Origin of the sequence: Candidatus Palauibacter australiensis, from assembly GCA_026705295.1 — a bacterium.
Classification (GTDB): Bacteria; Gemmatimonadota; Gemmatimonadetes; order Palauibacterales; family Palauibacteraceae; genus Palauibacter; species Palauibacter australiensis.
On sequence record JAPPBA010000055.1, the window covers coordinates 1 to 12,075 of the forward strand.

The 12,075-nt window shown below is 69.7% G+C and carries 9 protein-coding genes, 1 tRNA gene and 1 rRNA gene; 6 read left to right on the forward strand and 5 right to left on the reverse strand.

Features of this window, described 5'->3' with window-relative positions:
• Together OXN85_03875 and OXN85_03880 are read right to left on the reverse strand one after the other, a co-directional pair.
• Positions 1–380 (reverse strand): 16S ribosomal RNA (locus OXN85_03875); the annotation flags it as partial.
• Positions 381–698: 318 nt separating this feature from the next.
• Positions 699–772: transfer RNA gene (locus OXN85_03880), tRNA-His, on the reverse strand.
• Between the two features lie 394 nt (positions 773–1,166).
• Between OXN85_03880 and OXN85_03885 the strand changes: the two genes are divergently transcribed.
• From OXN85_03885 to hutI, 6 genes are read left to right on the forward strand one after another with little or no spacing between them, the layout of a single operon-like run.
• A complete protein-coding gene (locus tag OXN85_03885; protein MCY3599101.1) occupies positions 1,167–1,769 on the forward strand; it encodes an NINE protein in 603 nt (200 codons plus the stop codon).
• Complete coding sequence (locus tag OXN85_03890; protein MCY3599102.1) at positions 1,766–2,611, forward strand: chlorite dismutase family protein; 846 nt, start codon at positions 1,766–1,768, stop codon at positions 2,609–2,611. Before OXN85_03885 ends, OXN85_03890 begins: the two co-directional genes overlap by 4 nt.
• Entirely contained in the window at positions 2,608–4,227 is a 1,620-nt protein-coding gene (gene hutH / locus OXN85_03895; GenBank protein MCY3599103.1) for a histidine ammonia-lyase, read from the forward strand. Before OXN85_03890 ends, hutH begins: the two co-directional genes overlap by 4 nt.
• Positions 4,224–5,147 carry a glutamate formimidoyltransferase gene (gene ftcD / locus OXN85_03900; GenBank protein ID MCY3599104.1) on the forward strand — a complete coding sequence of 308 codons (924 nt, stop codon included), beginning with the start codon at positions 4,224–4,226 and terminating at the stop codon, positions 5,145–5,147. Before hutH ends, ftcD begins: the two co-directional genes overlap by 4 nt.
• A complete protein-coding gene (hutU, locus tag OXN85_03905; GenBank protein MCY3599105.1) occupies positions 5,144–6,802 on the forward strand; it encodes a urocanate hydratase in 1,659 nt (552 codons plus the stop codon). Before ftcD ends, hutU begins: the two co-directional genes overlap by 4 nt.
• Positions 6,803–6,818: 16 nt before the next feature.
• Positions 6,819–8,051 carry an imidazolonepropionase gene (gene hutI / locus OXN85_03910; protein ID MCY3599106.1) on the forward strand — a complete coding sequence of 411 codons (1,233 nt, stop codon included), beginning with the start codon at positions 6,819–6,821 and terminating at the stop codon, positions 8,049–8,051.
• 54 nt (positions 8,052–8,105) lie between these two features.
• Here hutI and OXN85_03915 read toward each other — a convergent pair whose 3' ends face one another.
• The 3 genes from OXN85_03915 to OXN85_03925 form a co-directional block, all read right to left on the reverse strand.
• Complete coding sequence (locus OXN85_03915; GenBank protein MCY3599107.1) at positions 8,106–8,666, reverse strand: hypothetical protein; 561 nt, start codon at positions 8,664–8,666, stop codon at positions 8,106–8,108.
• A 13-nt stretch (positions 8,667–8,679) separates the two neighbouring features.
• A complete protein-coding gene (locus OXN85_03920) occupies positions 8,680–10,980 on the reverse strand; it encodes a tetratricopeptide repeat protein (protein ID MCY3599108.1) in 2,301 nt (766 codons plus the stop codon).
• 32 nt (positions 10,981–11,012) lie between these two features.
• Positions 11,013–12,075 (reverse strand): hypothetical protein (locus tag OXN85_03925; GenBank protein ID MCY3599109.1); only part of this gene is annotated, 1,063 nt, incomplete at its 5' end.

Consider the following 12,075-nt stretch of genomic DNA (forward strand, 5'->3'; position numbering starts at 1 on the left):
CGCAATATTCCCCACTGCTGCCTCCCGTAGGAGTCTGGGCCGTGTCTCAGTCCCAATGTGGCTGATCACGCTCTCACGTCAGCTACCCGTCATAGCCTTGGTAGGCCGTTACCCCACCAACAAGCTGATAGGCCGCGAGCTCATCCGAAGGCGCCAGCATCGAAGAGGCCGGCTTTCACGTCGGGCACCCACTCCCGACGCTGTACGCGGTATTGGTCCAGGTTTCCCTGGGGTATCCCCCACCCTCGGGCAGATCGCTCACGTATTACTCACCCGTTCGCCGCTCTACTGAGTTCCCGAAGGAACCGTTCTCGCACGACTTGCATGTGTAAGGCACGCCGCCAGCGTTCGTCCTGAGCCAGGATCAAACTCTCCATATGAGAATTTGGTTTGAGTGCGCTCGGCCGAAGCCGGGTCGACACTCGAGACCTGGTTGAACGCAGAGCACCCCGTCCGGTCGCAAGACCGTCGGGGCTTCACGTTCGGAAATCACTTTGGTTTCCCATCGAGCCACGAGAAGTGATGCCCATGGCTCTCGATCGGGCCCACAAGTCACTCACACCTTCTTGTCAAAAAGCATCGCGGAAGGGCGCACGCCCTCCCGCGAGGACCCCAAGGCTACCCAACCGCGGGCAGCTTGTCAACGTCCCGCGAGAGGGCCGGAGATCGCCCCGGGAAACGAAAAAAAAACGCGGAGGGGTGAGCGACGGGATTTGAACCCGCGACCTCCAGGGCCACAACCTGGCGCTCTGACCACCTGAGCTACGCCCACCACGTCGTTCGCACCCCGTCGCGGGGGCGCGAGGGCGACAATCTAGAGGAAAGGTGCGTCCCTTGCGAGTCGCCGGCATCGGCGTCCAGCCGTCGGTGGCAAAGCTCCGCGTCCGCGCCGAGAGGGAGAAGCGCTGGCCCTCGGGCTGACAGCTAGGGTGCGGCGGTGCGGTCTCCGTTGTAACGTGCCTCCCTGTGGCTGGCAGCCCGCGGCAAGACCCCGCGTCAACGCCGAGAGCGGTGAGCGCCCGGCGGGGCCCTCTGGGGAGAGGAGCGACGCAGAGCGCAGCGGGGCTCCTCCGAGGATGGCGAGATGCAGCGCCGCGCGAACGGAGCGGCGCTTTGCCATGGACTGCCAGGAAACCTCCGGAGTGACCGGCGCGTACGAGCGAACGATGACCGAACAGCCCAACGAACCCGGCCGCGGCGGTCCCGAGGGCCCGGCACCTCCGTACGCCGTCGTGCCGCTCGTCGCGGCTCCCCCCCAACCCCCGGCCGAACAGACGCCCGACACCGGCGACCGTTACACGAACGGCGTCGGCTTCGCCCTCTGGTGTTGCGCCCTGGTCGGTGCCTGCGGGATCCACCGCTTCTATCTGGGGATGTATTTCACGGGCATCCTCTGGCTGCTCACGCTGGGTCTCTTTGGCATCGGCCAGTTCTTCGACCTCTTCCGAATGAAGCGGCTCGTGCGAACGGCGAACATCCGCGACGGGTATCTGCCGCACCCGCGTCTCGCCGGGGGCGCCGAGCCGTCCGCCCCGTCGCGGCAACTCGCCAAGGCGGACACCCGGCAGCAGATCCTGTTGAAGGCCGCACAGGCCAACGGCGGGCTGTTGACGGTCACGCAGGGCGTCCTGGCCACGGGTCTCAGCTTCGAGGAGGTGGAGGAAGCCCTGCGGGAAATGGTCGTGAAGGGGCATGTGGACGTGGACAACGCGGCCGACAGCGGCGTGATCGTGTACCGTTTCCCGGGATTGGCCGGCCCGTTCAAGTGACGAGCCGTCCGCTCCCGCATGCCTCCCAAGTCCCGCCCGCCTCCCTTGAGGGGTGGTATGTCCTTCATCAATCGATCGAGCTTGACTGGACCGGCCTCAGGGGCACGGATCCGGCGGAAGCCCGGGATGCGCTGAGGAGCTTCGCCGCGCTGGCCGAGCAGTGGTCCGCCGACGCGGAGCCCGGCTGGTCCGGCGTTTACCGCGTGGCGGGGAGCGGGGTCGATTTTCTCATCCTCCATTTCCGGGACACGTTCGACCGCGTCGTTGAGGCGGCGCGCGAGGTGAAGCTCTCCGCCTGGGGCGATCACGTCCTCGTCCGCGAGGAGTACCTGTCCGTGGTGGAGCTGGGTCTCTACTCGCTGACCCGGGAACTCTCCGGACGGATCGACCCCGCGGACCGCGAGGCGTGGGAGGCCGCGCTGGCGGACGCCCTCGCGGAGGAGCGGCGGAAGGGGTACGTGCGGGGCCGGCTCGAGCCGAGACAGCCGGAGCACATGCCGTACGTCTGTACGTACCCGATGGACAAGCGGCGCAACCCGGGACAGAACTGGTACACCCTTTCGCTGGAGGAGCGGGCGGGGCTGATGGCGGCGCACGGCAGATTGGGACGGCGCTTCGCGGGCCGGATCGTCCAGGTGATCAGCGGATCGATGGGTCTGGACGACTGGGAATGGGCCGTGACGCTTTGGGCGGGGGACCCGCTCGAGTTCAAGGCCATCATCAGCGAGATGCGGTACGACGCGGCGAGCGCGGAGTATGCGGAGTTCGGTCCCTTCACGGTCGGCAAGCGGATGGCCGGTGGGGAGTTCGAGGACCTGCTCCAGTCGGTGACGACGCGATGAGTCCGGCAGGCGTCACGCTCTCTCGGCAGCTCACGATTTCCGATGTGGTCGCCGTGGCGCGCGGGACCTCGCAGGTCCGGGAACTCGACGCGAACGCGCGGGAGCGGGTGGAGGCGAGCCGGCACACGGTAGTGGAGGCGCTGGCCCGGCCCGGAGCCCGGATCTACGGGATCACGACGGGCTACGGGTCGCTCGCCGGAACCCACATCGCGGCGCCGGATGCGGCTCGGCTGTCGTGGAACCTGATCCTCAAGTGTGCGACGGGGACGGGTCCTGCGCTGCCCGAGGATTGGGTGCGGGCGATGCTCCTCGTGCGGGCAAACTCGCTCGCGCTGGGCGCTTCGGGCGTGCGCCCGGTGATCATCGACACCCTGATCCGGATGCTGAACCGGAGGGTCACGCCGGTGGTGCCGGGCAAGGGCTCGCTCGGGGCGAGCGGCGATCTCGCCCCGCTCGCGCACATGGCGGCGGTCGCGACCCGTTCCTCCGAGCCGGTTCCGGAGGACGATTCCGGCCAGAAGCCGGCGGCGTTCAGCGGCGAGGCCTGGTTCGAGGGCCGCCGCATGGACGGGGCGAGCGCGATGGCCGCGGCGGGGATCTCCCGCCCGGGCCTGGAGGCCAAGGAGGGGCTGGCGCTGACGAACGGGACCACGATGATGGTCGCGGGCGCCGCGCTGCAGCTCCACGACGCGCGACGTCTGCTCCTGCACGCGGAACTCGCGGCGGCGCTGAGCTTCGAGGCGCTGCTGGCCCGTTCCGCCGCGCTGAACCCGGCGCTGCACGAGGCGAACCGCCAGCCGGGGCAGATCGGAACCGCGGCGAGGCTCCGCTCGCTCCTCTCGGGGAGCGGGCTCGTCGATGCGGACGCCGACCGGGTGCAGGATGCCTACAGCCTGCGCTGCACGCCCCAGGTCGTCGGTCCGGTCCACGACATGGTCGGATTCCTGTGGGGACGGGTGGAGGCATCGCTCAACGCGGTGTCGGACAACCCGCTGGTCTTCCCCGCCGCCGGACCGGATCCGGGCGAGGTCGTCTCGGGCGGCAATTTTCACGGCGCCGGGCCGGCGCTGTGGCTCGACACGCTGGGGATCGCGCTCGCGGACGTCGCAAGCCTGTCCGACCGCAGGATGTTCCGCATGCTGACGCCGGAACTCTCCGCGGGGCTTCCCGCCATGCTCGTGCGGTCTCCGGGGCTGCACGGGGGCCTGATGTCGCTCCAGTACACGGGGGCGGCGCTCGTTTCCGACAACAAGACGCTCGCGCATCCGGACTCCGTCGACTCGATCCCGACGAGCGCGAACCAGGAGGACCACGTGAGCATGGGGGCCAACGCCGCCCGCCACACGCGGGAGATCCTCGACAACACGCGCACGGTGCTCGCGATCGAACTGCTCGGCGCCGCGCAGGCGATCTACCTCCGTCCCGGGGGCCGGGACCGGCTGGGGGCCGGCACGCGGGCCCTCTATGAGGCCGTCCGCGACTGCGTGCCTCCCGTCATCGAGGACCGCTCCCTGGCGGAGGATGTCGCGCGCCTCGAGGCGGCCATCGACGATGGGACGCTGGAACGGGGAGCCACCGGCGCCCTGGGCGGTCTCTGGCCCCCCACGCCGCTCTGAGCCCCGCCCCCGCCTGGCTCCTCTGCGAGCCCAACGTGAGCGAGGGGCGCAACCCGCGCAGGATGGCTCGCTTCGCAGCCGCGGTCGAGGGAATCCGAGGCGTCGAGCTCCTCCACAGGTCGGCCGATCCGGACCACCACCGCATGGTGCTCGCCTACCGGGGAGCCTCGCCAGACGTCGTCCGCGCGACGATCGCGCTCGCGACGGCGGTGTACGCGGAGGTGGACCTCCGGCGGCACCGGGGCCGACACCCCCGCATCGGTGCGCTGGACGTCGTCCCCTTCGTGCGTGGCCCCGGCTGTCCCGAGGCCGATGGGCTCGAGGCGTCCCGGTCCTTCGGCGAGTGGGCGGCGCGGCGGGGCGTCCCGGTTTTCTTCTACGAACGGGCGGCGACGATCCCCGCGCGGACTTCCCTTCCCCGCATCCGGTCCGGACAGTTCGAGGGTCTGGCCGAAAAGCTGTCGAGCCCCGAATGGAGGCCGGATCTCGGCCCTCCGGCGCCTCACCCGTCGCTGGGCGCCGTCGCCGTCGGGGTGCGAGAGCCGCTCGTGCGCTTCAACGTGAACCTCGACACGGCGGATCCGGGGCCGGCTCGTCGCATCGCGGCGGCGATCCGGGAGTCGGGCGGCGGGCTCCGGCACGTCCGGGCGCTCGGCATCGCGCTCCGGCGGCGGGGGCTGACGCAGGTGTCCATGAACCTGACTCGCTACGAGGCGACCGGGATCGAACCGGTGTACGAGCGCGTCGCCGAGAGCGCGCGGGCGGAGGGTGTGGCCCTTGCGGGATGCGAGTTCATCGGTCCGGTGCCCGCCGGGGCCATCCGCGGGCTCGACCTCGCCCGGCTGGACGCGGGTCTCGCGCCGGACCAGGTATTGGAGCTACCGGGGACCGGAGACGGCGAAGAGGGAGGAAAGGCATGAAACCGGACGGACCGATCCGGGCGCCGCGGGGAACGACGCTCTCCTGCAGGGGATGGCACCAGGAGGCGGCGCTCCGGATGCTCATGAACAACCTCGATCCGGACGTGGCGGAGCGTCCCGGTGACCTCATCGTGTACGGGGGCGCGGGCAAGGCGGCGCGCGACTGGACGGCATACGCGAGGATCGTGGAGACGCTCCGGCGGCTCGAAAACGACGAGACCCTGCTCGTCCAGAGCGGAAAGCCGGTCGGCGTATTCCGCACCCACGACGAGGCGCCGCGGGTCCTCATCGCGAACGCCCACCTCGTGCCCCGCTGGGGGGATATGGACGAGTTCCGGCGGCTCGATGCGCTGGGGCTCACGATGTACGGGCAGATGACGGCGGGTTCGTGGATCTACATCGGCACGCAGGGGATCCTCCAGGGGACGTACGAGACGTTCGCCGAACTCGCGCGGCAGCACTTCGGGGGCTCTCTTGCGGGACGGCTCGTGGTGACCGCCGGGCTGGGCGGCATGGGGGGCGCCCAACCGCTCGCCGCGACGATGAACGGCGGGGCTTTCCTCGGCGTCGAGGTCCGGGAGGACCGTATTCGCCGCCGCCTCGACACGGGCTACTGCGACCGCATGGCGACGGACATCGACGAGGCGCTGGAGTGGCTCTCCGCCGCCATAGACCGGCGGGAGGCGCTCTCCGTGGCCCTGCTCGGGAACATCGCGGAAGTCCTGCCGGCGCTCGCGGCGCGCGGCGTCGTCCCCGACGTCCTCACGGACCAGACCTCGGCGCACGACCTCCGCCTCGGATACATCCCCGCGGGGCTGTCCGTGGAAGAGGCCGAGGCCATGAGCGCTTCGGACCCGGACGGTTACGTTGAGCGGGTACTCGATTCGATGGTCGCGCACGTGTCGGCCATGCTCGACCTCAGAGCGAGAGGAGCCGTCGCGTTCGACTACGGGAACAACCTCCGCGGCCAGGTCGCCGATCTGCGCGGGATGGCGGAGGCCTTCGACATTCCCGGCTTTGTGCCGGCCTTCATTCGACCCCTCTTCTGCCGGGGCGCGGGCCCCTTCCGCTGGGCCGCCCTCTCCGGTGACCCCGGGGACATCGCGGCGACGGACGCCGCCGTCCTCGATACGTTCCCCGAGAAGGAAGCGCTGGGCCGCTGGATCCGCCAGGCGCGCGAACGGGTCCGCTTCCAGGGTCTCCCCTCCCGCATCTGCTGGCTCGAGTACGGCGAGCGGGCGGAGATGGGCGAGCGCTTCAACTGGCTGGTGAAGACGGGACGGGTGCGGGCGCCCATCGTGATCGGGCGCGACCACCTCGACACCGGCTCCGTGGCTTCGCCGAACCGGGAGACCGAGGGCATGCGGGACGGCTCCGATGCGATCGCCGACTGGCCGCTGCTCAACGCGATGCTCAACACCGCCTGCGGGGCGAGCTGGGTCTCGATCCACAACGGGGGCGGCGTGGGCATCGGGTATTCCACGCACGCGGGCATGGTGTGCGTCGCCGACGGGACGGAATCGGGCAGCCGGCGGCTGGAGCGGGTGCTCACGGCGGATCCGGGGACCGGGGTCATGCGACACGCCGACGCAGGGTATCCGGAAGCGATCCGGACCGCCCGCGAGCGCGGGGTCGACCTTCCCATGCTCGAATAGCCGCCCGCTCTCCGCCATGCCGCGCCTCGCGAATATCGGCTGTCTCGCCACCTGCGCGAACCCTGTGGGCCAGGACGACATCGGGCTCATCCGGGATGCCGCGCTCGTGTGGCGCGATGGGACCGTCCGCTGGACCGGGCCGGCCGGGGCGCTGCCGGCGGAGTACGAAGCGGAGCCCGTCCGGGACGCCGGCGGAGGGCTCGTCATTCCCGGACTGGTGGACGCGCACACGCATCTCGCCTTCGGCGGCTGGCGGGCGGGCGAGTTCTCCGACCGAATCCGGGGCCGCGGCTACCTGGAGATCGCCGCGGCGGGCGGCGGAATCGCCTCCACCGTGCGGGCCACGCGGGCGCTCGACGAAGAGGCGCTTCTCGCGCGAGCGCACGAGTTCCTCACCGGGATGGTGTCCCTGGGGATCACGACGGTCGAGGCGAAGAGCGGCTACGGGCTGGACCTCGAGACCGAACTCCGACTCCTGCGGGTGTACCGGCGGCTCGACGAGGCCGGACCGGTGCGGATCGTCGCGACGTGCCTCGCGGCGCACGTCGTCCCTCCGGAATGGGCGGCCGACCGGGCGGGCTACGTGAGGCTCGTCACGGAGCGGATTCTGCCCGCCGTGGCCGAGGAGGGGCTGGCCGAGTTCTGCGACGTGTTCGTCGAGGACTCGGCCTTTTCGGCCGGCGAGGCGCGGCGGATCTGCGAACGGGGATGCGAACTGGGGTTACGGCCGAAACTCCACGTGGATCAGCTCTCCGGGGGCGGCGGGGCCGAACTCGCCGCGTCGCTCGGGGCCGTGTCCGCGGACCACCTGGAGTACGTGTCGGAAGCCGGGATCGAGGCCCTCGCGGCGGCCGGCGTCGTCGCGGTCACGCTGCCCCTCGCCACCCTCTACCTGAACCAGGCGCCGCCCCCGGTGCGGGCGCTCATCGACGGCGGCGTGGCGGTGGCGGTGGCCAGCGACTTCAACCCCGGCACGGCTCCGTCCTTTCACCTTCCCTTCGCCATGACGCTGGCGTGCACGCGTCAGCGCATGACGCCCGCCGAAGTGCTCAAGGGCGCAACCCGCTACGCCGCCCGAGCCCTCGGCCGCGAAGGTGAGGCGGGGTCGCTGGAGCCGGGAGCCGCGGCGGATTTTGCGGTCATCGATGCCCCGGACGTGGAGCACTGGCTCTACCACCTGCGCCCCAACGCGTGCGTCGCCGCCGCAATCGGCGGCGAGATCCGACACGGAGTTCTCCGCGAGGCATAGTGCGGAGATGCGGCGCGCGAGAGACCAAGGCAGCCCAGGGGGCGGGCCGGTCGCCTACCTGGAATCGACCTGTCCCGCGAGGATCTCGACCTCGTGCGATCCTCCGCCCCAGGAGCCGGAAACCGTCGCCGTGACCACGTAGGCACCTGGTCGAAACTCCATCCCGACCCAATCCGCCAGTCCGAATTGGGGTCCGCTCGAGAGTGTCAGCGTTTCGCCGGGGGGCACCGTGACGAAAAACACGACCTGCGGGCACAGGAACAGGCCGAGCAGGACTTCCGGGCTGCCCGGGTACCGGATCCACTCGCCGGCTCCCTTGGCGTATACAAGCGGCCTCACGAAACAGGGGGTGCCGGCTGTAAACTCGATCGCCCGGTCCGTTCGATTCGTGGCGCTGACGCTCACCTGAACGCGCGTTGCGGGACTGGCCTGCGTCACGTCGAGCTGCGCCCGCAGTTCGAGACCATCGATCAGCGCGAATTCGGGGACGCCGAGATCCATGGCTTCGTGGGGCTCGGGCTCCATGGGTTCGCTACACCCCGCGGCGAGACCGATGCCCGCCAGATGCAGCGCCAGCGTGCCCGCTCCGATCCCGCGCACCGTACGCTTCGCCACGGGTTGACTCCCCTCAGCTTCCGCCGCTCAGGTCGGCCAGCTTCGCGCGGGCCTCACGGGCGGGCTCGAATGATTCATCCGCGGGTTCCCATGCCGTCAGCGCGCTCAGCACGTGCTCGCGGGCGCTCTCCATGTCGCCGTTCGCTTCCAGCGCGCGGGCCATCTCCAGATGCGCATACGGATCCGAAGGTATGCGGCGAAGCGCCTCGCGCAGTTCCGACTCGGCCTCCGCGAGCCTCCCCGCAGCGCGGAGGGTGCGTCCCGCCTCCAGGTGGAGGTTGCGGCCGGGGTCCAGCGTCATGGCCTCGCGGAAGCGCTCGACCGCCGAGTCGTAGTCGCCTTCGAGTTCGTCGATCCGCCCTCGGTCGGCGATCAGGATGGGGCGCTGTACACCGAAGTCGTTCGCCTCCATGGCATCGATGGCGGCGTCGTACGCGAGGAGCGCCGCTTCGCCATCCCCGGCCCCGAGTGCGCTGCGAATCCGCCAGCGCGGGACCTGGAACTCCGCCAGCGCGGGCGGCAACTGCGCCTGCAGGGAGTCGAGAAGGAGGGTGGCGTGTCTGTCGCGGCCCGCCTCGAGGTACAGGTCGATGTCGGAGAACCGGTCCTGCGCGATCTCGACGGGCGCCAAGAACAGGGAGACCTCGTCCAGCCACAGGTTTGCCGTCCGGATGGCCTCGCCGGTCTGTCCGCGGAAGCGGTAGTACGCCTTCAGGCCATCGAGGGCGTCGGCCCGCTGTTCCGGCGTGTCGGCCAGGCCCAGCGCCTGTTCGTATCCCCTACGCGCCTCCTCGAAGCGGCCCACGTCGAGGTCGAGCGCCGCGAGGTCCAGGGCCAGGTCCGGCAGCGTTGGCGCGATGATCATCGCGCGTCCGAGGTGTCCGCGCGCCCGGTCGTGCTCACCGCGCCGCCGGTCGATCCGGGCCATTGCCACGTGGCCCGTGTAGTCGTCGGGGAACCGCTCCACGTATCGCCCCAGCGCGCTCAGAGCCAGTTCGGGCTGCCCGAGCCTCCGGTGGGCGTCGGCCATATCCATGAGGAGGGAGTGCTCGCCGGGACTCAGGCGGTACAGCGTGCCGAGCGTCGCCAGTACTCCCTCCCAGTCCCCTCGGAGGGTCTGCACGAGACTGTAGTAGTCGAGCGCCGCCGTGTCCTCGGGATAGAGTTCGACCCACATCTCGATCACGGCCCAGGCTCGGTCCGCCTGTTGCGTAATGAAGTAGTAGTCGGACTTCACCATGAAACCGGCACGTTCCGGCAGGCGGTAGGCGTTGTCGACGGCCATCGAGATCGGCGCGATGGCTTCTTCGGGCTCGTTCGCGGCGAGGAGCAGCATGGCGAGTTCGTACTGGGCGAGCGCGAACGTCGGGTCCAGCGTCGTCGCCACGTCGAACTGTTCGATCGCGGTATCGAGATCGAGAGTGGGGAGGAAGAGTTGTTCGGACGCGCGGCCGAACGCTTCCCATGCGGCGTCGTCCTCGGTCAGCCGCTCGCGGACCGGCAGGTTCTCGACGTCGGGGCGGTCGGGGATCCGCAGCGCCTCCGCGAGCGTGGCGGACATCTCGTCGATGAGCGCGAGGAAATCCGGCCCCTCGTGCACGGTCTCGCTCACGGGCGACCCGCGGCGCGCGTCGTGCACCGTCAACGTCACGCGATACCCGGCCTCCGCGCGGTCGATCGTGCCCCCCACGATGAACGGTGCATGGAAGTCGTCCGCTATCTGTCGCCTGAGGGCCAGGGGCACGCCGCGCAGGGTCGGCAACCCGAGTTCGAAGAGGCGATGCGCGAACCGGCTGGGGGCCACGGCCTCGAAAAAGTCATCGGCGGAGAGATCCAGCTCGAGTGCGGTGGGCGCGGCGTACGTGAGCCAGGCCTCGTCATCGCCGAGCCCGGGCCCCGTGTCGAACGGGAAGAGGGCCGCCCGCTTCCGAAACTCCGTCTTCGGGATCACGCGCTCGACGGTTTCCCCGTCTTCGGTTTCCACCGACACCGCTGTGGTCGCCGCCCCCAGATCCCGACCGCCGAAGAGGAGGAACAGGACGACCGCGGCCACGGCGAGGTTCGTGGGGATCCCGATCTTCTCGGTCAGCGGCACATCGTCCCGCCCCCACCGGCCGTGAAACCACGCGAGCATGGCAACGCTCGGCACGAGGAGAAGAAGTGCGGTCATGACCACCCGCGTCCAGTGCGGAGAAAGGAGGAACTCGTCGACCAGGAACCCGGTGAACTCGATGAGCGCCCACGACCCGCCCGCGTACAGCGCGAGCATGTGCGGCACGCGCCGCTCCATGAGTTCCCTGGCCAGACCGGTCAATCCGTCAGCCTCCGCTGGTCGATCCCGCCGCGTCAGCGACGCGGAGGCGTCACCTCGAACGCCGGCCGCTCCGGTGCGTCGCCCGGCAGGTCGGCGGAACTGCCCGTGGCGGGGACTTCCATTATGTAGATCTGATAGTCGTCGTCGTCGTCGCGGTCGGCCGAAAACGCGATCTTGGTGCCCACCGGCGACCATTCGAGTCCCCTGGGGGAGTCTGTCGTCAGCCGCGTCACGCCGCTTCCGTCCGCGTTCATCACAAAAATCCCGCGCTCGTTGGCGCTACCGTTGTCCCCGTAGCGAAGGGATGTGAAAACGATCCTGGCACCGTCCGGGGACCATCCGCCAAGGCGATCAAGGTCGGAGGCGGGCGTCAACTGCGTCACCCCGCTCCCATCCGCATCCATCACAAAGACGTTGGCGCTGGTGACGCGTCCTTCGCTAGTCGAGATGCGCTCGAAAGCGATCTGAGTGCCGTCCGGGGACCATTGGGGAGAACGGCCGCTCACCAGCCGCGTCCCCCCGCTCCCGCCCACGTTCAGCACCCAGATGATATCGTTGAACGTGACAGCGATCTTGGTCCCGTCGGGAGACCATTGGGGACTACCGGTGGTGGCACCGCCCGACGTGAACGACGCCCCCCCGGTGCTCAGGTCCACGTTAAAGAAGAAGATGCTTCCAGGGCGGGACCCAGCGATCTGAGTGCCGTCCGGGGACCATTGGGGAGAACGGCCGGCCACCAGCCGCGTCCCGCCGGTGAAGTCCGCCGCGTTCAGCACGTAGATGGTATCGTTGAGCGTGGCCGCGATCTTGGTACCGTCCGGGGACCATGCGGGATCGCGAAAGCCAGGGGTCGCAAGACTCCGCACTCCGCCCCCATCCGCCTTCGCCACCCGGAGGAACGACCTTGACGAGAACAACTCTTCGTAGCTCGTGAAAGCGATCTCGGCGCCGTCCGGCGACCATCGGGGATAAAGATCCTCGTTGTTGGACGTCGTCAGGCTCGTAGCGCCGTCGGTGACGGTCACAGACACACGTTGAGCTGCGGAAAGGCCGTCCGGGTCGGTCGCCGTCACCTTTACCGCCATTTGAGATGCA